The 20317-nt window shown below is 34.6% G+C and carries 16 protein-coding genes; 6 read left to right on the top strand and 10 right to left on the bottom strand.

The annotated features are described in order from the left end of the window. The first annotated feature begins 454 nt into the window (after positions 1-454). From ACIQZA_RS20880 to ACIQZA_RS20855, 6 genes are all read left to right on the top strand, one after another. A complete protein-coding gene (locus tag ACIQZA_RS20880) occupies positions 455-1579 on the top strand; it encodes an endospore germination permease (protein ID WP_400934586.1) in 1125 nt (374 codons plus the stop codon). Beyond that, on the top strand, positions 1579-3039 hold the full coding sequence (locus ACIQZA_RS20875) for a spore germination protein (protein ID WP_402883623.1): 1461 nt from the start codon (positions 1579-1581) through the stop codon (positions 3037-3039). Before ACIQZA_RS20880 ends, ACIQZA_RS20875 begins: the two co-directional genes overlap by 1 nt. After that, a complete protein-coding gene (locus ACIQZA_RS20870) occupies positions 3036-4193 on the top strand; it encodes a Ger(x)C family spore germination protein (RefSeq protein ID WP_402883624.1) in 1158 nt (385 codons plus the stop codon). The genes ACIQZA_RS20875 and ACIQZA_RS20870 overlap by 4 nt, the downstream gene beginning before the upstream one ends. Positions 4194-4729: 536 nt before the next feature. Then, positions 4730-5491 carry a TerC family protein gene (locus ACIQZA_RS20865; RefSeq protein ID WP_402883625.1) on the top strand — a complete coding sequence of 254 codons (762 nt, stop codon included), beginning with the start codon at positions 4730-4732 and terminating at the stop codon, positions 5489-5491. Between the two features lie 187 nt (positions 5492-5678). Continuing rightward, on the top strand, positions 5679-6311 hold the full coding sequence (locus ACIQZA_RS20860; protein WP_142507004.1) for a Bax inhibitor-1/YccA family protein: 633 nt from the start codon (positions 5679-5681) through the stop codon (positions 6309-6311). A gap of 106 nt (positions 6312-6417) precedes the next feature. Then, entirely contained in the window at positions 6418-6927 is a 510-nt protein-coding gene (locus tag ACIQZA_RS20855) for a ferritin (protein ID WP_248716244.1), read from the top strand. Positions 6928-7038: 111 nt separating this feature from the next. On the opposite strand, the gene ACIQZA_RS20850 is transcribed toward ACIQZA_RS20855, so the two are convergent. The 10 genes from ACIQZA_RS20850 to ACIQZA_RS20805 form a co-directional block, all read right to left on the bottom strand. Then, entirely contained in the window at positions 7039-9105 is a 2067-nt protein-coding gene (locus ACIQZA_RS20850) for an ankyrin repeat domain-containing protein (protein ID WP_402883627.1), read from the bottom strand. Between the two features lie 13 nt (positions 9106-9118). After that, positions 9119-9457: a hypothetical protein gene (locus ACIQZA_RS20845; RefSeq protein WP_402883628.1), complete on the bottom strand. Its 339-nt coding sequence runs from the start codon at positions 9455-9457 to the stop codon at positions 9119-9121. Between the two features lie 350 nt (positions 9458-9807). Next, positions 9808-11115: a DUF4179 domain-containing protein gene (locus ACIQZA_RS20840; protein WP_402883629.1), complete on the bottom strand. Its 1308-nt coding sequence runs from the start codon at positions 11113-11115 to the stop codon at positions 9808-9810. Next, on the bottom strand, positions 11116-11625 hold the full coding sequence (locus ACIQZA_RS20835) for a sigma-70 family RNA polymerase sigma factor (RefSeq protein ID WP_402883630.1): 510 nt from the start codon (positions 11623-11625) through the stop codon (positions 11116-11118). A 545-nt stretch (positions 11626-12170) separates the two neighbouring features. Continuing rightward, complete coding sequence (locus tag ACIQZA_RS20830; RefSeq protein WP_402883632.1) at positions 12171-13352, bottom strand: iron-containing alcohol dehydrogenase; 1182 nt, start codon at positions 13350-13352, stop codon at positions 12171-12173. Positions 13353-13369: 17 nt separating this feature from the next. Then, positions 13370-14215 carry an AhlS family quorum-quenching N-acyl homoserine lactonase gene (gene ahlS / locus ACIQZA_RS20825; RefSeq protein ID WP_402883633.1) on the bottom strand — a complete coding sequence of 282 codons (846 nt, stop codon included), beginning with the start codon at positions 14213-14215 and terminating at the stop codon, positions 13370-13372. A gap of 96 nt (positions 14216-14311) precedes the next feature. Beyond that, positions 14312-15733 (bottom strand): aldehyde dehydrogenase family protein, encoded by a 1422-nt coding sequence (locus tag ACIQZA_RS20820; protein WP_402883635.1) that lies wholly within the window; start codon positions 15731-15733, stop codon positions 14312-14314. Between the two features lie 99 nt (positions 15734-15832). Further along, the gene (locus ACIQZA_RS20815) at positions 15833-16828 is read right to left on the bottom strand and encodes a LacI family DNA-binding transcriptional regulator (RefSeq protein WP_402883636.1); all 996 of its coding nucleotides are present in this window, start codon (positions 16826-16828) and stop codon (positions 15833-15835) included. A 90-nt stretch (positions 16829-16918) separates the two neighbouring features. After that, positions 16919-18151 carry an RtcB family protein gene (locus ACIQZA_RS20810; protein WP_400934565.1) on the bottom strand — a complete coding sequence of 411 codons (1233 nt, stop codon included), beginning with the start codon at positions 18149-18151 and terminating at the stop codon, positions 16919-16921. 140 nt (positions 18152-18291) lie between these two features. Further along, positions 18292-20142, bottom strand: a complete 1851-nt coding sequence (locus tag ACIQZA_RS20805) for a dynamin family protein (RefSeq protein ID WP_400934564.1) — start codon at positions 20140-20142, stop codon at positions 18292-18294. Positions 20143-20317: the final 175 nt, after the last annotated feature.

Genomic DNA, 20317 nt, shown 5'->3' with positions numbered 1-20317 from the left:
TTTCACCAATCGGGCTTTTACGGGCAGTAAGTCTCCCACCTTACTTCTTAATGTGGGGAGACTTACTGCCCTTTAAAATATAATTCTAAAAAACGAGGTATTTGAATCGTCAATTACCTCGTTTTTTTCTATAAAAAATTTTTTCATGAACTATAGCAATTATGCCTCGGCATAATTGCATCCGGAATCGGCTTTAACTTCTTTCAGCGGATATTTTTTGTACCGAAAGCGTAGCGACAGGTACAGATGTTTGGACACCCACTGAAAAGTGACTTAAAACCGCTTTCACCTCACCACCTATAAAGGTTGGGGACTTCTGTAGCTGATTCTTTGCTTTCGCTACCAACTGCTGCAAGAAGTTAAAATTCTCTTTTCAGAGTAGTTTGTCATACTTATAATCCCCTCACTTTTTGTCTAAGCTAAAATGTATCAATTAACGTTAGAGGGTTTTTATATGAAAGGTGTAGGATCGATTAGTATTTTACATGTTGTCTTCTTATCTATGACTGTTATTGGCTTAAAAAATCACGTGACAATTATTCCCCCACTACTCGACGTTGTAGGGAGAGATGGTTGGGCATCTGTATTAATGGCTACTGTTATTATATTCTTCTGGCTATTTCTTTTAGTTTATATTCAAAAAAAGACGAATCAAGAACCTATTAGAGACTGGTTAGATGGGAAAATCGGGAAAATAGGCTCTACAATTGTCATCTATATTATCGTTATTTATTTACTCATTTTAGCTGCTTTTACGATGGTTGAAACATTGCAATGGGTAAACACAACGTTTTTACCTGAAACACCGGTCATTATATTATTACTCATTTATACGATTCTTTGTATTTTACTCGTTACAACTAGCTTACAAACCATTGTTATGTTAAATGTCTTTGTATTATTTGGTGTAGTAGTCTTTGGTTTTTTTGTAGCATTTACAAATATACAGGTAAAAGAATATGAGTTATTACGTCCATTTTTTGAGCATGGATTCCACCCCGTTATTAAAGGGATGGTTTACCCGGCATCAGGATTTATTGAATTAATCATACTGTTATTTTTGCAGCACCAATTTAAAGAACGTCTTCGTTGGTATCATTTAGGCATCATACTTTTCATTTTAATGGGGCTTACTTTAGGTCCACTCCTTGGAGCAATTGCAGAATTTGGTCCTACCGAAGCCGCAAAGCAAAGATATCCTGCCTACGAGGAATGGGGACTAGTATCAATTGGTCGCTATATTGAGCATCTTGACTTTTTCTCAATATACCAATGGCTTACTGGTACATTTATACGAGTTAGCTTCCTCTTATATGTTATAGCGGATTTATTGAAAATGACTGGGGCCCCGAAGCAAATATGGAGAATGCTAGCTCCACCCTTCTTTCTACTTTGTCTACCGCTAATTATTTTAAATGAAAACATATTTTTGAAGGTGAAAGGGAACTATATATTAACAGTGACTTTTATTTTCTTTTTTCTTCTGTCAATTTTTTTCGTACTAGTAGCGTTCTTTTCAGGTAAGTCTTCCCCAAAAAAGAAATCTGAAAAACAAGAGATGGAAAGTGGTGAATCATAATGTCTCAGCAGGAGAAGGCGATAGATCTAAACACCTTAAAAAAACTATTTCAAAAATCAGCAGATATTCAATTTCAGGAATATACATTTAATCAAAAAAAGGTTCAATTCATTACCTGTGATGCAATGATAGACCAGCAAATGCTCAATGAAATCATTATTCGGCGTGTTCAGTATCTTTATGACAATTTAGCTGATACAACCTTTGAAGATAATATTACACAGCAACTTCACATCCCGACTCTTCAAAAAATCAAAGATAAAGAAGAAGCCATTACCTTTGTATATACTGGTTTCCTACTGCTTTATTTTGAAGAGGAAGAACTTTTATACGCTAGTAATATTGCTAAAAAGCCTAATCGAAATCCAGAAGAAACGAGGATGGAAGTTCTCGTTAAGGGACCAAGGGATAACTTTATTGAAGACATCCGGGTCAACATTGCACTATTACGAAAACGTTTACCTACGAATTCTTTTTGTGTTGAAAAAATGGAGTTAGGCAAACGTTCAAAAACAAGTGTGGCTATTCTTTATTTTGATGATATTGTCGATATGGATATTTTACACGGAATTAAAAAGCAACTGACAGCTGTAGATACAGATATTGTCTTTAGTGGGGATATATTAATGGAGCGGATTAATAAAAACTCCAAACTTTTCCCAAAATTCGATTACACAGGACGACCCGATTATGCTATTCAGGCTCTAATTAGAGGACGCTTTCTTATTTTCGTCGATGGTGTAGCATATGGCGTCATCACACCTGTTAATTTATTTTTATTATTAAAATCCGCTGAGGATAATGAATATCCCATCGTTTTCAGTTCTATAGAACGACTTTTGAGGATCGTTGGCATTTTAATCGGTTTGCTATTGCCTGCATTTTGGCTCTCTTTGACGACCTATCATCAAAATCAGCTACCATTCCAGCTTTTAGCAACAGTCGTCCAATCAAAAACAGGTTTACCTCTCCCTTCCTCTCTCGAAATGCTAATCATGCTACTTATGTTTGAATTGTTTCGAGAAGCGGGCTTACGTCTGCCTTCTGTTATTGGTGGTACGATAAGTGTAGTTGGTGGTTTAATTATTGGTGATGCAGCCATTCGCGCTGGTGTGACAAGTCCAGAAATGATTGTGGTTATTGCGATTTCTACAATTGCATCATTTACTCTTGTGAACCAATCTCTTGTCACAACCATCAGTATATTGCGTATTGCGTTCATTCTTGCCAGCGCTTTCTTTGGTTTATTTGGCTTTTTCATCTCACTTTACTTTACACTTCTTTACTTATGTAACATCCGAATTTATGGTTATTCTTACATGAATCTTGCAACAGATTTAAATTGGACAACTATTAAAAAATCGATCTTCCGCTTATCACCAAAAGGCTACACCGAGCGTAATAAAGCACTTGCACCCCAAGATAACACACGTACATCTAAAAGCAGGAAGAAGCAATGAAGAAAAAAGTTATTTTACTGTCAAGCTTAGCTACTTCACTCCTTCTCTCAGGATGTTGGGATGTTAATGAAGCTCAAAGAATGTATTATGTAGATGGACTTGGTATTGATTATAAAGATGGTCAGTATGTAATATACATGCAATTAATTAACTTCACCAATGTTGCAAAATTCGAATATCCTAATCCTCAAACAGTACAGGCAGAAGTTGGACAATCTAAGGGAAAAACAATGGAAGAAGCACTTTATAAATTATTTCAATCCGTCGACCAAAAAGTGTTTTGGGGGCATATGACATTTATAATTTTCTCCGAGGAAGCGATGAAAAATAAAAATGCCCTCTCCATTATAGACACTGTGTTGCGGTATAGGGAAACAAGGTATCAAATATGGACCTATTGTACACAAGATTCTATAAAAGACATCCTTCTTCTAACGCCGATTTTGAATAAATCTCTTATATCATCAAAGCTTAGTACGCCTTTAGATACAGCTGATAAAGAAATATTCGTCGAGCCCGTAAATTTCCGAAATTTAGTTATTGGCTTAAATGAACCAAATCACGAAATTGGTATCCCTTATGTAACGATCAGTAATAACTGGGAAACTGCAGAGCAACAAGGTCAGGAAACTGCCTTAACAGGGGTCGGGGTACTTTCTAAAAGTGGGTTTAAAGGCTTTCTTAAGAATGATGCTGCAAGAGGCATGCAATGGATGCATAATAGAACGCACCGAGGTGAAATAACCTTTAAGTTAGATGATAACGAAACAGATTATTTGACAGCAACATTGGAAAAAATAAAAGTAAATATTGAACCACTTGTTAAAAATGATCAAGTAACATTTGATGTCCATGTAAAAATAAATGCAATTTTAAATGGTTTCAAAACGAATATTTCAGAAGATGAAATAAGAAAAAAGATTATAAAAGAAGTGAAGAAAGAAATTCGAACAACGTATAAAGAAGCATTAACGAAAGATATTGATATTTATCGCCTTTCTGAACAGCTATACCGAAAAAATGTGAAAGTATGGAAAAAGATAGAGAAAGACGGAAAGATCCCATTAACGCCAAGTTCTATTAGTAAATTAGAAATAGACGTTAACCAAGTAAATTCTGGCCGTAAAACATTTACGGGAACATTTAATGAGTAATCTAAAAATATCCCCTTAAATGTACATAACTATTTAAGAGGATATTTTATTTTGGATTAAATATAAATAAGACTTTATTTATTCATTTTCACATTCCAATTTATCTTGCTATTCCCCAAGGAGTCGCCCAGTCGTTACGAAGTTCAACTTATGGCAATATGCTGCGATATTGTCGAAATAATTATTTTTACCACAAAAAAATTAACATATCTTCACATATTGATTTGCAATTGATGATCAGCATGCTATAATTCATGTATAAAGAATTGAATAGCTTTTGACAATTATGTCAAAGGGGAGTAGCTAGCAGATGTAAACATAGCATCTGATTTCACATTCGTCATTACATGGTTATTTACCATCGGGTGTGAAGGCATATCTTGGCGTACAGATATTCTGTGCAACAACCAATTAATTAGCTTAGCAAGACCTTTGCCTATTTTTTTAGGCATGGGTCTTTTTATTTTGCCTAAAAAAGCAAAGAATAAGTTGAAAGCAATTTGATTTCTGTTCAAAGTATAAAGGAGGAAATACATTTGGAGGCAATTTTACTAGAATACGCATGGGTCCTCGTCGTATTAATTGTACTAGAAGGTTTATTAGCTGCAGACAATGCCGTTGTTATGGCTGTTATGGTTAAGCATTTACCAAAAAATCAACAGCAAAAAGCATTGCTATATGGTTTAGTGGGAGCATTTGTTTTTCGCTTTGCGGCACTATTTCTTATTACAACGCTCGTTAACTTCTGGCAAATTCAAGCTCTAGGTGCTGCCTATTTATTAATTATGTCAACGAAGCATATTTATGATTCCCGAAAAGCCAAACAAAATCCCGAGGAAACTCAGGAGAATAAAAAACAATCTGGTTTCTGGATGACCGTACTGAAGGTTGAGTTTGCTGATATTGCTTTTGCCATAGATTCAATATTAGCTGCTGTCGCCATTGCAGTTACACTACCTCATATCGGAAATTTCGATGTTGGCGGCATTAATGCTGGGCAATTCGCTGTGATGTTTTTAGGTGGTATTATCGGTGTTATTATGATGCGTTTTGCTGCTCGTTGGTTCGTGAAAATACTCGATAATTATCCATCACTTGAAACAGCTGCCTTCTTAATCGTTGGTTGGGTTGGTGTAAAGCTGGCTGTTCTAACATTAGCACACGAAAAACTAGGTATAATCCCACATGAATTTCCACACTCAACACTTTGGAAGGCCATTTTCTGGATTGTCTTAATTGCAATTGCCCTTGGTGGCTATTTAGTTGGTGTGAAAAACCAAAGTAAAAATGTAAAATAATTCCTAAAGCAATACCCGGTCTAGCAAAGGCCGGGTATTGTTTGTATCATTAAATCGTGGATACTTGGTAACCAGTCAGCACCACATGATGATAATAATACATATTTTTTTATAGTTGAATCTTTTTCAATGTTGATTCGTATGTTACTATATAAAAGTTATTTTACAAAAGAAAGGATTTTTCTATATGGCGTATGCTAAAAATCAAAACTTAAATAAGATCTTAAAACACTTTGCTTTTATGTGGGTATTAACAGTTGTCGGAATGTACATAGCAACATTATTACCTCCTGCAATTGTCATGCCAATATCCATTATTGCGCTTGTACTTCTTATCATTGTCATTTTTGTACGAAACTTGAAGCTTGCTAATTCTATTATGTATACAATCCCCTTTTTAATGGGAATTTCACTATTTTGGACAACACAATTTTACATTGTAGAGCTAGGGCAACAGCTTGTTTTACTTGTTTTCGTAGCGACTGTAGCTATTTTTATTGTGCTAGCACTGATAGGTATGATGATGAATAAAGACATTTCCAATTGGGGAACCTATTTATTCACCGTATTAATCGTCGTTATTGTATTTTCATTAGCCTTTATGTTTTTCCCTGTTAGCAACTTGGTCGCTTTGATTATTGCAGGAATTACTGTACTACTTTTTAGTCTCTATACGGTTTATGACTTTAACCGAATCCGACATAATCACGTTTCAGATGCTGAAGTAGTAGGCATGGCTTTAAATCTATACTTAGATTTCATTAATTTATTTGTCAATCTTTTAGAAGTCATTTGGCGTTTAAAAAATGAATTTGATTAAATTTCATAATTGAGAATAAAAATCAATTAAATTGCCACACTGTCCTTCTTCGCTGTATACTAAAAGAGATGCAGCAGGTATTTACTGCAAAGGGAGGAAAACTTTTATGTTATCTGAAAAACTACACACAGCACTAAACGAACAAATGAATTTTGAATTTTACTCTGCGCATGCTTATATGGCGATGGCGGCATATTGCACAGATCAAGATTACGATGGCTTTGCCAACTTCTTTTTAGTACAGGCTGAAGAAGAGCGCTTCCATGCGATGAAATTTTATAATTTCCTAAGCGATATGGGCTACCGTGCAACAATCCATGGCTTCGATAGCCCAGATAACCATTTCGAGTCTATTTTACATGCCTTCAAAACTGCTCTTTCACACGAGAAGGAAGTGACTCGCCGTATTTATAATCTATCGGATATCGCTTTAGACGAGCGCGAGCATGCGACAATGGCTTTCTTAAAATGGTTTATTGACGAGCAAGTGGAGGAAGAATCAACATTCGACACGTTAATTCGTAAAATTGAACGCATTGAAAATGATTCTAATGCCATCTTTATGCTTGACGCTGAATTAGCGACACGTTCATTTACACCAGATGCTGAAGCTTAAAATTTACTAGTAAATTGAGTCATTTTTTATTCATCCTCAATGTTTTAGTCTTACTTAACATTTACGCAGGAAGATTAAAAATGACTCTTTTCTTTTACATATTATATGGACTTAATCAAAATAGCCACTATAACTAAGAAACCCTACTTCTTCGTTTGGTTTTAAAAGCAATAGTTGATCTGTACCCTTTAAGTAAAATAACGGCGCTTCATCATTGACATACGGTTCTCCTAAATCTTTATACCATTTTTCATTTAGCTGTTTAGAATAAAATTCAAACGATATGTTTTCAATCTTATCGCTTTTACCTATATAAGAACAATATTGCGTCTCTATATCTTGTCCTGTACTGTCTTTCAAGTAATAAAAATCACAGTCTATTTCACCATATGCGGTATCGAACTGTTTCCTCTTAGCTGGTTTTCCTAACTTATTAACTACATCTTTTCTCGAATTACCTAGAGCAATTCCATTAACCATAAAACCATTCTTTTGTTTATCAATCTTAATAATAAATCTACCTTGCTCAAATAATCCCACCAAAGATTTATTAGACTTTTCAGCTATCTCTTGTGCTGAGTCACCGCTACTATTAACAGTTTTTATATCTGCCTTTTTATTAATTAGTTCTTCAACAGTTTTTTTATCCCCATTTACTATCGCTAAATATAATGGTGTTTGCCCTTGTTCATTGAATCCATTTACATTTGTTCCCTTTTTTATCAATTCTGCTAAAAAATCAAAATTATCTTTTTTATGATTTAGGAGAACATGGATTGCATTATTTCCAAATTTATCAACCTTATTAAGATCTAGTCCTTTATCTATAAATATTTGAACTACCTCTTTATTTTGAGTAAGAATAGCCGTTTCGTATGTATTTTGTCCATCTATATTCACTTTCTTTAAATCAATATCCAGGTTCAATAATTCTTTTATTAATGCTGTATTGTTTAACTGCTGTAATAAGGCTACTTGAACTATATTGTTTCCCTCGTTATCTACTTCTTGAAGATTTACTTTCATTTCATTAATAAGGTATTCAATCATCTCTCGATTCCCTGTTTTCATTGCAGAATATAGAACGGTATGCCCCAGCTCATTCTTTACGTCCATATCAATACCGTATTTATGAAAATCTTTTAATATTTCATATTGTTCATTATTGATTGCAACATGCGCAAGGGTATCCTTGTCTTTTCCAACTCTGATACTTCCCATTCCTTTATTCATTAAGGAAATAGCTAATTTTTTATTAGGTAATTTGATGGCTTCACTTATTGAATTTTCGCCATCTTTGTTAACAAAATTAGCATTGGCCCCGTTTTCAATCAAAAAATTTATATCATTCATATTTTGACTTTTTACTGCTTCAATCAAAGAGACATCCTTATCTTTTAATAAAAGATAATTTTCCCATGAAAAAGTAAACTTTGTTATAAAGCCATAAGTTGCAATACCAATAAGCAATAAAAGACTGATTAACACAGAGCTATATTTAATCATTTGCTTTACTTTTTTCTTAAATATTTCTTGTTGGCGTTCTTTTTCTAATAGCTCTTTCTTTTTTTTCTCTTCCAACTGTTTTTCATATAATTTAATTTGGTCATTAATCGCTTCTTCATTATTATAAATAGAAAGAACATGATCTTTTTCTCTTTTGCAACGCTTACATGTGTTCATATTCTCTACGTTAAGACGTCCACATACACATGTCCATTTATCATTCAATATTTGTGAATAATATTGTGCATCATTTCCTTCATGTGTTTTTACAAACGTTAATAGCCTAGGATTATTAATTTCTTTTAGTTCTACTTTTTCTAGCTCTGATTCAGTTTGAGTCCATGTAGTTCCATCACTAAAAAGTACTTTCTCAATGACTATATCAATGTTTCTTGCATGTGGAAAATTTTCTAATGAAATTTTTTCATTGTCACCAAATGCTCGGTTAGGACTTATTGATTCAGGTAGCTGAAGTTTATATTTAAAGCTATTTGATTCCCAACCAACTGGCTCACCAAATTGATCAAAACAATAAATGGTAGCATTAAAGCCTTTAATTCTATTTTCTGAAATATTATTAAATCTAAATGAGCAATAAACCTTACCAGTTTCTTTACTTCTATAAAGCTGATACTTAAGCACTTCAATTGGACAATTTATATCAACTAACATACTATTCCTCCGATTAATTTAACAACTCAAATTCCTCTTCTTGAGGCTTCTTATAAATTTTTAAACTTATGTCTTGAAGTAAGGAAATAATTTTCGCTATGGCTAGAAAGAATATTCCTGTTAATATAATAGATATTGCTGATACTAAAGTTATAGTGAGATGAGAGGTATAACTATCTTTTAATACAAAATATCTTTCTTCTATAAGGTTATTATCATAATGTTTACGAGTCACTTCTTCCCAATATTTCATATCCTCCCTTTCTTCTTTTAAACTTGAGATTTGAGATAAAGCAAAAATTATAGCGGAAACAATTAATATCACACTTGTTATCTGTAGTACTAATTTCACCAGTATGCCCTCCATATAATAAAATAATATCTATTATATACCAATTATTCATTATTTGCTATTCATTTACTAGGAAAATATTCATAATAACTTTCTTCTTCCTAATACTTTATTCATTATTAAAGTTTGTACTTTTTAATAAAAGGCTGTTTAACTTGATTGTTGTTTTTCTCAAATTAAAAGCGTATTCTTGTGGCAAATACTTATAATCTACCCTTTTAATTTGTCAGAACCAACTTTCGTAATAATTAAATATCAACACCGTAATTAAACAGAGCCTAAAAAAAAAGAAACGCTAAAAAACTAACATTTCTCTTTTTCTTACTTATTTCGGCACCGAAATTCCACCTCTATTTCAGTGGAATATCAACTGTTTGAGTTCCATCTAAAAAGTTTTCATAATGTGAGAAATAGATACGAACTGGGTTGACGACTCCCTTCATGTCATATGTTTCGGTTTGTTCGATTACGTATTCATCAGGTCTATAGTGACTTACTGAATTACTGATAACACTTTCGCCATTTGCATCTATGGCCGTGCCAAGTAAACCGATATTTTTATTTTCATAAGAAGTTGGAACATTTATTGTTACCATGTGCTTATTAACTTGAACTTTTAAGCCTGGGAGAGGTGGTTTTGATAGCACTTTCTTTTGGTTAAAATCTACCTCTATAAAATCTTGCCCTTTCGGCAATGCTTTTACTTTTCCAATGGATAATGTTAACTTTTTGGGCTCTCTAAAATAATTACTTTGCATAAAGAATGTCGCTTCCCAATCCATAAAATCCCCTGTAGCTGTTATGCCATTATTAATCGTCGTCCATTCCTCCCCTTTTTCATCCAATAGACGAATATCATCAAATCCTAAAATACGCTGATCATTATGTGGATCGAGAGCGATTGTAACACCTGTACGGAGCGGTGAAATTGATACAGACTTGATGATGATTTGCTGACCTTCAAAGCTCATTTTTTCATTCAATACATAGGACTTCGTTTTCGCTATTGGCTTTTTAAGTGAAAATGGGATCGTAAACTCTGTTTGTTTTTCATCTGCAAATTGTATATATAGTTCAAAATTAGCATTGTCATAATTTATAGGATTTTTAAATGAAGCCGCAAATTTATCTTCAATCAAAGATGTTTCTTTTTCGCTATACCAACTGTAACTTATTCCAGCGGGTAATACCTCACCATTTAGACGGAGCTCCATTTTCTTGATTGCTAAATCATGAACATCGAACGGTGCCGAAAATGTATAAGGCAATATCATACCTGTTTCATCAGCAATAACTCCTTGAAGTGTAAATGATACACCATTTTTCGTTTGTGACAGTCCTAGTTCCTCATAATAGTTGTTATGGAGTATATCTTTGACCCCTTTATCATACGTAATCATCTCTACTAACGGAGCAAAGCCTGGGATTTTTGCGATGGTACTCGCAAAAGCTGGAGATACACGGATAGACGTTACAAAAAGTAACAGCAATGCACAAGTAACAGCACTGCTTTTCCATATACGTTGTCGATTACGCTTTTCTTTTTGGAAGCGTATGACACTTTTCCTATGCGACTCTTTTAAATGCTCATGTGGTATGTCAATTTTCGCTAGTTCTTTGACAAAAACATCATAATCATGCTTTTCTACCTGTTTCATCTATAGCTCTCCCTTCTCCGTAAAATATAGTTTTAGCTTTTTCAATGCCGCATGTAACCTTGACTTCACAGTTCCTTCTGGAATATTTTGAAGTCTAGCAATATCCCGATTTTTATAATCTTGAAAATATTTTAGAAAAATAAGCTCTTGCTGCTCTTTTGGTAGCTTTGTAATGATATCTGTCATTTCAAAGCGCTCATAATTAGGGGCATTCTCGCTGATTTCTATGTCTTCTTGCAAATTAAGACGTCTGCTTCTTTCACGCATATCATGGCAAATATTGAGTAAAATTCGGACAAGCCACGTACTAAAATAACCTGGTTCTTTGACGGTATGTATCTTTTTTAGGCTTCGATATGTAGCTTCTTGTATTGCTTCAATGGCATCATGTTCATTTATTAAATAGGAAAATGCCATACGGTACATCGTCTGTTCATATTGTTTTATTAGATGTAAAAAAGCATCTTCGTCCCCAGCTATCGCACGCTTCACCAATGCTTGTTCATCCATCACATACACCCCCTTCTACTTATTAGACAGTCAAGCTGACATTTTCGTTCGATTTATTTTTAATTATTTAATCAATTGTAACAAATTTCATTTTCATTTATATTCTGTATCTATTACTTCATAGAATTTAAAAAAGGGCTTCTTTGATTGTTGCTGTTAAAACATAAAAACAGAGTTAATCTACAAGATGTGTAGAATCAACTCTGTTTTTATGTTTTCTTAAATCGAATATTTCACTAAAGCACTCCGTTACTTTAAGTGTATTCCTTCACAATCTTTAATTAATAGGTGTTAATATTCAATTTTCATTTGATGAAGAAAAATTAGTTTTTTCCATTAACAAGGAACTTAACGAAGAGGATTATTCTATTATTTTTGCAAAACCAAACAATAAAACCATTGCTGTATTAAAAGAGCATACGGATGCTTTGGAAATGTTTAAACATTATTTACCTGGAAGTAGTTATTTCACTAACAGGGACTTTAATCTTTGAGAAAGCTCCTAAAAAGAGAAACGCCCGCAATCAACGTTTCTCGTATCTTCTTTATAGTAGTTGTGGTTCTCGAACTTCTCCATCAAATGCAGCTCGATATATCGAATAGATATCTTCTCGCTTAAGCGGCATCGGACTACGTGCTAAAATTCTTGTTTGCATTGTCGCATCATCCGTTAGTTGTTCCAGTGCTAATTCTGGTATATTAAATCCTTGTAATGTGGACGGAATATTAACGTCCTTCACAAGTTGCTTCAATGCATCTATACATTTATAGGAAGCCTCTTCTTGCGATAAATACGCAGATGAAATACCCATTGCATCTAAAATATCTTTCATACGTTTTTCGCAACTTTGACGAATATAGCCCATGACATATGGTAATAGCACTGCGTTGGAATCTCCATGAGCAATATGGAACTGGCCACCAAGTGGATAAGCTAAAGCATGTACTCCTGCAACACCAGCATTGAAAAAGGCTAAGCCTGCCAAATAACTTCCATAACTCATATCCGAGCGTGCCTGCTTATTTTGACCGTCATGCACTGCAGTTCGAATGGAACCACTAATTAATTTAATGGCTTGTAGTGCAAGTGCATCAGTTACTTCATTGGCATTTACAGAAACATAAGCCTCTATTGCATGTGTTAAAGCATCTACGCCTGTAGCAGCGGTCACTTTGGGTGGTAAGGAAATCGTTAACGCAGGGTCTACAATGGAGACATCTGCTAATAAGTAATCATGTGTCACAACATCTTTAGTCGTTTCTAGTGATAGCACGGATATATTTGTCACTTCTGAGCCTGTTCCAGATGTAGTTGGAATTAAAACCTTAGGTAACCCTTTATTTTCAATATTTTTTGTTCCCGCTAAGTTTAAGTAATCTGCCACTTTCCCATCATGTGTTGCCAATACAGCGGCAAGCTTCGCTAAGTCTAATGCACTTCCTCCCCCTAGACCAATCACTAAATCAAAATGATGTTTTCTTGTAAATTCAACTAGTTTCTCACCAATTGCGAGCGGTGGCTCTGGGGCAATATCGGTATAAATAGTTGTAGCGTACCCATTTTCAAGTAATGGCTTTTCAAGATGATCTGTTAAACCTAACTCTTTTAAAAATGGATCTGTGATTATTAAAATATTATTTGCTTTCAATTTTTCTACTTCCGGTAGTAGCTGACTCAAACAACCCCAGCCTGTATAACTCGCAGGAGTAAAGGTTAATTTATGCATAATTGTTCTACTCCTATCTATTCATAATAGCCTTCTGTCGATTTTCTAAATGACTTAAATTGGACTGAATCATGGCCAAACCACACTTGCGAATTTGTTTCATTTGCTAATCTTCTAATTCGTTCAACCGTAGAATTATAGCCAACAGAATCATATAGTATTCCTGGTGGCTTGACAGGCGGCCCAAAGCTTTCAGCGGTGTAAATGGCATCTGAAGCTAAAATAATTCCACCCGTTTCTGGCATATTAATATGCAAACCTAGCATTCCCCAAGCATGACCGCTTCCAAAATTCAAAACTTGGATTCCTTCTGCAAGTTTCACATTATCCTCACCACGCTTAATTAATCGCCATTGTAAATTGTTTTTTATCCACATATCAATGTCACCCCAAATATAGGCACCTTCTTTTACATTTCTTGCGTATGTTTGTAAAGTTCCATTGAATTCATCTTCCTGTACAATAATCGTTGCATTTGTAAAAAGCTCTAAACAGCCTGCATGATCTAAATGTAAATGTGAAGCTACAACATATTTAATATCTTCTGGACGCACATTTAACTCTTCTAAACGATGATGTAAATAGCATTCTTCTGGCATATTAATCGGGAATGCTTTTTGAGTAAATTCACCCCAGCGCCCTTCAGATCCTATTGAATTTGGGTTACATGCTGTATCAAATAATACTTTTCCTTCTGGATGATCAATTAATACTGTATAAACTGGAAGCTCTATAAATTCATTTGGCTGGTTTGGATGATCAATCGTTGCAGGGTTATGCATGGCAATCAGATAGTTTTTATCCATTCGCATTGTTCCATTACCCATAACATACAATTTCGGGTGCTGTTTGATTATGTTCATTTACAACCATCTCCATTTCCGAATCATTTATGCCTCGACATAATTGTAGCTGTCGCTTTGCTTTCGCTACATAAAAACATTTGCTGCTGAAAGAAGTTAATTGTTATTCCAAATCACTAGCTTCATTTCTGTCATTTCCTCAACTGCATATTTGATGCCTTCTCGACCGGTTCCGCTTTCTTTAATGCCGCCATATGGCATATGGTCAACACGGTATGTTGGAACGTCATTAATAATGACACCTCCTACTTGTAATTTCTTTGAAGCTTTAAAGGCCATCTCGATTGAAGGTGTAAATATGCCTGCCTGTAAGCCGTAATTTGAATCATTGACAGCATCAATGGCTTCTTCTATGGAAGAAACCGCATTGACAATTACAACAGGTGCAAATATTTCCTCACAAGATACACGGCTTTGGGAGGATACATTATATAATACTGTTGGAAGTAAAATATTATTTTCAATACGACCACCTGTCAGTACTTCGGCACCTTCTGCTACCGCTTCTTCTATCCATGTGACAGCACGCTGTTGCTCAGTTTCTGAAATCATCATCGCTAAATCCGTTGTTACATCTAATGGGTCCCCTATTATTAGCTGTTCTATTTTTGCTTTTAGTTTTTCTAAAAATACATTCATCATATTTTCTTTTACATATATACGCTGTAGGGAGATGCAAACTTGACCTTGATTTGCAAAAGCCCCCATCACAATTCGGTCCATAATCTTATCGAGTTGAATCCCTTCATCAACAATAACACCAGCATTCGAACCAAGTTCTAATGTGACTTTCTTTAAGCCAGCGCGATTGCGGAGGGAAATACCTACAGCAGGACTTCCAGTAAATGTAATCATCTTTACTTTTGGATGTGCTAAAAAGGCATCTCCTACTAGTTTTCCTTGCCCAGTTACTAAGTTAAATGCACCTGCTGGTAATTTTGTTTGTGCCAATAATTTTGCTAAAAAATGAGCAGATAACGCTGTTTGGGTTGCAGGCTTCAAAACAATCGTATTTCCAGCTGCTAATGCGGGTCCAACTTTATGGGCTACTAAATTTTGCGGAAAATTAAAAGGCGTGATAGCCGCAATAACGCCCAATGGCTCTCGAATTGTATAACCAAATCTACCCTCTCCACTTTTAGATGCATCCATTGGAATCATTTCACCAGATAGTCGTTTAGCTTCTTCTGCTGCAAATTTGTAAGTTTCAATCGTTCGATCAATCTCAGCATAGGCATATTTTAAGGGTTTAGCTGATTCTAGTGAAATAATTCTAGCTGCCTCTTCTCGATTTTCTGCAAATAGATCCGATAATTGTTCTAAAATTTCTGCTCTTTGAAATGCTGTTAATGCTGCCATTTCGGCTTCTGCTGCATGAGCACTTTCAATTGCATGCTGTACATCATCTTCAGTGGCCATAGCAAATTGAGCAATGACCTCTTTTGAGTAGGGAGCTTGAACCTCCATAAATTCATCTGTCATTTGCCATTGTCCATTAATAAATAAGCTCTTTTTCAAGACCTTACTCACTCCTCTCTTTAAATGGTTACGTATTCATTTCTGAAAATAAAAAAATGAATACGTAACCATTTTGGTTTTAAAAAATAAACTGAGGCATCAGTTTATTTTTTTACTTGTTGTATTTCTCGGGAAAAGTTTAACAGATTCTGTTTGTTGGATGCAAGCACTTTTTTTCTCCATTACCTCAAATAACTTTTCAATAGCAATAAATCCGAGGTTTTTTTCGGATTCTAAACCTACTGTTGTTAAAGCAATTGAATGGTGCTTACTGAGCTCCACATTATCAATGCCAATAACATTAAAATCTTGAGGAACATGAAAGCCCCTCTCTAAGCAAAGGTTTAAAATTTCAATAGCAATTGCATCTGTTGCGGCACAAATAGCGGTAGGCCTCGTAGGAAATTTTAGTATTTCCTCAAATACTCGTTCAATATCGTCTTTTTTCGTATTTGTAAAAAATGCTGGCACTGTATTTATATCTATACCGCTGTCCTTTAATGCATTTTTAAAGCCAGTGTACCTTTCAAAAAAAGTACTGATTTCATGTGGGCCGCCAATCCAGCATATGTTACGATGACCTAAAGATAAAATATGATTCGTCGCTATATAACCGGCTTCCACATTATCAATTTCTACAAAATACCTGTTTTCTCGATGCTTACGATTATACATGATAAAAGGTATGCCTAGTTTTTCAAGCTTAAAAAATAAGTCATCTTCATATAACATAGACGATAAAATAATCGCATCAGCCCTAGTTTCCAAAACAGAATTATAAATGGAATCTAAATCATCTTCCGTACCAAAATAAACATTTACTTTATAGCCCCGAGCAGTAACATAATTAACGATTGCAGTAGTTGTATCGACAAAAAAAGGATTATGTAAAGGCCCTGATATCAAAGTAATAATGCCAGTTTTTTTCTGTACAAGCGATCTTGCAATATCATTTGGAATATAGTTTAAATCCTCAATTGCCCGCATCACTTTTTCAACAGTTTTCGGCTTTACGAGTTCAGGAGTATTTAACACCCTTGAAACCGTTGTTTGAGAGACACCCGCATACTTAGCCACATCTTTTGAAGATACCAAAAAACCACCCACTTCATCTTTGTAAGCCTATTTTATACCATTAAAGAAATAATGTTAATAGATAAGAGTAAATGCAAGTACTTTCTATTATTAGGAATTTTTTTGATTTTTTCGCTCATAAGGCTTAACGGCTTCGCTAGCTTTAAAATTATAAACAGGTGTAATTACTTTTATTATATCTGCAGTTTCCTCGAGAACAGATGTAATTTCTGACATCGGCTTATATGCCATTGGGGCTTCATCTAATGTTTCTTCGTTTACGGATGTTGTCCAAATGCCTTGCATCATTTCTTTAAAATCTTCCATGTTTAGTGCTTCTTTTGCAGCACGGCGAGAATACATTCTCCCTGCCCCATGTGGTGCTGAGTAATTCCAATCTGCATTCCCTTTCCCCATACAAATAAGTGAGCCATCTCGCATATTCATAGGAATAACGAGCTTCTCCCCTTTATTTGCTCGAACGGCTCCTTTTCTTAACGTCATTGTTTCTGTATCAATATAGTTATGGATCGTATCGAATGTTTCGTTAAAACGCCAGTTCATATGCTTGGAGATTGTTTCGGCAATTGTCCAACGATTCATCCGAGCATATTGCTGAGCAATTTTCATATCGTGAATATAATCATGGAAATACTCACCCTCTAAATAAGCTAAATCTTTTGGTACAATAGGATTTTGCTCTTTAAAAGCTTTAATCATCGCTTGAATTTCTTTTTCGCGCCCCTGATATTTCAGCTCGGCAATTTTATCTTTTAAATCTTCTTGTTGTAATGTTTCATAGGCTCTTTTTTGATGCCAATTCGCTACCTTAGCTCCGACATAACGCGACCCAGTATGGATAAGTAAGTAGTGTGTGCCTGCATCGTCTTTGGCAAGCTCTATAAAATGATTGCCTCCCCCAAGTGTACCAAGCGATAAATTCGTATAGTCATCTTTTAAACCACTTGCTACAAACTGTCTCCCCTCGAATTCAACAAAATGACGTGCAGAAGATACTTCCTGATGGATATTCTGTCCGCTTGGTATATGTGCTCGAATTGTAGTATCAAGTTTCGAAAAATCGATATCCGTCTCATTTAACTCAGCTACAAATACACCGCAACCAACATCAACGCCTACAAGATTAGGCACTACACGATTTTGAAGTTGAATCGTTGTGCCAATAACACAACCCTTCCCTGCATGATAATCTGGCATAATCCGTACTTTTGTTCCTTCCATAAAGGCTTGATTTGCCAATTCTTTAATTTGATCGATAGCTGATTGTAAGGCTGTATTTGAATAAATTTTCGCTTCAGTAAAACGTCCTTTAATTTGAATCATGTTAATCCCTCCTACTATCTATACGAAAACCGCCTTATTTAGTTCCAATTTTAGCCAATTAATCCATTTGTAAAAAACCGGAAATACATAAAAAATGTTCTAAAATTATAAATTAATTTTAGAACATTTTCTTTTAACATTTATTCTTCATATTGAATATCTAATTTTTTCGGTATTTCTGGTATATCGTTTGATTTTACATCTACTTCTGTTAAAGCTAACGTATGTAATGGATATTTTTTCTGAACATCGAAAGGAATTGCAATGCTCTCCATTTTATTGTTCATTTGACTACGTGCAAGTAGCCCATTATTTGTCAGGTCAATGCTTATAATACTGTTAATCGTTTCTTTTAGCATTAAAATATCTTTTTCTTTTAACGGCATTTGTTCGTCCATTAAAAATGGTTGAATATTTTCTTTAATATAGCCCTGCGCCTCAATTAAACAAGAAAATTCATTTAATTTATTTGCGTATAACTTTAATTGGCGCTTTTCTTTTGAACGTTGGTGATTTAGCTCTTGCACTTTTTGCTCAATGCGTTCCAAACGTTTTTTCGTTAACTCCATAAGATAACTTTGTATTGAATAAATGGACTGAAGCATCGTTGCCTCCGCTTCTTGCACTTTTTCATATTGTGCAATACAAACAACTTGCTGCTCATTTAACTTGTTGACACGTTCCTTGAAAAATCCATTTTGTGTATGCTGACCAAAAATAGCTTTCATAAGACCTTTTCCATGAATTTTTTTATGCTGAGCGTCCAATCGATCATATTCACGTATATAATCGCTATGCATATTACGGTATTCCCGTAACATTTGTTGATAAAAAACAGCCTTTTCTGTAAAGCTTTCCACAATTTCATCTTGAAAATAATCATTTTGTGAAATGGTTTGTAAAAGTTGGTATAATGTTTGAACATTTTCAAATACGTTGGCAACCTGCTCGTATTCTTGCTCATATTCAGTTACAATCGCTAAATCACGTTGATAGCGTGAAAATTCGTATTGTGTATCGCCTGCATACTTTTCAATGTTCTCAACTGCAGATTGGAATGGATCTCTTTGTGGAATAACAGTTAATTCGAAGCGGAATCGTTCAAGCCATTGCAAGAAGCGAATTAAAATGCCATACGTTTTCTTATCACTATTTTCTGCAACTCGATGAATTTCTGAAATTAATTGCTCATACTGACTTTTCTCCCAAAGCTCATCACTCTTAGTCTGTTTAGCTTCAATCGCTTCTCTTGCAGAGATAGCAACAAAATCACTTATTAAATACCCAATTCGTTCTCTCTCAGCATTAATAAACGCCTGCGTATTGTCATTTGAATCTATGGCATTGATTACACAAAGAGGCTCAACACCTTTGTTTTTTAGCGTTTCCATCAATAATATTTCAGGATAAATAGCCATCGAACCTGAGCGTAATACCCAAAAGATTTCGTCAACACGGTTCATCAATGCCTCTGGGAAGTAGGCTATTTCTCCTCCCCCAGCTTCCAATGAAACAGAATCAATAATTGTTACTGATTTTAATAAATCGTTTTTCAAATATACTTCTAAGTAATCTAAATGTTCTCGTAGTATTTGAGATGCAAAAGTATCGCTAGTTGTCAATAATTCTAGCTTGCTCATATCAAATATTGCTACAACGCCATCTAAAAAATAAGCCTTTATTTCTTCATGTTCACCGTATCGCAAAAATGTATTTACCCCTGTTGGATGCTGATCACTAACAGGCAAAACTTGACGTCCTAAAAGTCCATTTACAAGTGTTGTTTTTCCAACACGCTCTTTCCCAACAATAAGAATCATCGTTTCGTTGTTAGCATCTTGAATGATACGATTTAAATGTTTAGCTGTATCTTTTACATAAGTATTTTGTACAATAATGCCATGTAATTGGCGCAAATGGTCAACAAGCTGTGGCAAAATATTATTCGCTGAGGCTGTATATTCGATCGGAACATTACCAATATTTGTCATCCCCAAAACCTCTTTTCGTATGTATCTAAAGTTATTATAAATGAAAATATTCATTTATTAATATATAGTACTAAGAAATAACGACAAAAAAGGACAATATACTTAAATGCAAACGTCACAAATAGGTAATAAATCTTATGTTTTAAAACAGGTTATCTCAGATACTATTATTCAT

Source organism: Lysinibacillus sp. NPDC096382 (assembly GCF_044762845.1).
Classification (GTDB): Bacteria; Bacillota; Bacilli; order Bacillales_A; family Planococcaceae; genus Lysinibacillus.
This window is presented reverse-complemented; position numbering and strand designations above follow the sequence as displayed.

Bases quoted from the DNA above. Each gene is read 5' to 3' on its own strand.
- ACIQZA_RS20880 (WP_400934586.1), top strand. From the start codon at position 455: ATGAAAGGTGTAGGATCGATTAGTATTTTACATGTTGTCTTCTTATCT.
- ACIQZA_RS20840 (WP_402883629.1), bottom strand. From the start codon at position 11,115: ATGAAACAGGTAGAAAAGCATGATTATGATGTTTTTGTCAAAGAACTA.
- ACIQZA_RS20850 (WP_402883627.1), bottom strand. From the start codon at position 9,105: ATGTTAGTTGATATAAATTGTCCAATTGAAGTGCTTAAGTATCAGCTT.
- ACIQZA_RS20875 (WP_402883623.1), top strand. From the start codon at position 1,579: ATGTCTCAGCAGGAGAAGGCGATAGATCTAAACACCTTAAAAAAACTA.
- ACIQZA_RS20860 (WP_142507004.1), top strand. From the start codon at position 5,679: ATGGCGTATGCTAAAAATCAAAACTTAAATAAGATCTTAAAACACTTT.
- ACIQZA_RS20835 (WP_402883630.1), bottom strand. From the start codon at position 11,625: ATGGATGAACAAGCATTGGTGAAGCGTGCGATAGCTGGGGACGAAGAT.
- ACIQZA_RS20855 (WP_248716244.1), top strand. From the start codon at position 6,418: ATGTTATCTGAAAAACTACACACAGCACTAAACGAACAAATGAATTTT.
- ACIQZA_RS20870 (WP_402883624.1), top strand. From the start codon at position 3,036: ATGAAGAAAAAAGTTATTTTACTGTCAAGCTTAGCTACTTCACTCCTT.
- ACIQZA_RS20830 (WP_402883632.1), bottom strand. From the start codon at position 13,352: ATGCATAAATTAACCTTTACTCCTGCGAGTTATACAGGCTGGGGTTGT.
- ACIQZA_RS20810 (WP_400934565.1), bottom strand. From the start codon at position 18,151: ATGATTCAAATTAAAGGACGTTTTACTGAAGCGAAAATTTATTCAAAT.
- ACIQZA_RS20805 (WP_400934564.1), bottom strand. From the start codon at position 20,142: ATGACAAATATTGGTAATGTTCCGATCGAATATACAGCCTCAGCGAAT.
- ahlS (WP_402883633.1), bottom strand. From the start codon at position 14,215: ATGAACATAATCAAACAGCACCCGAAATTGTATGTTATGGGTAATGGA.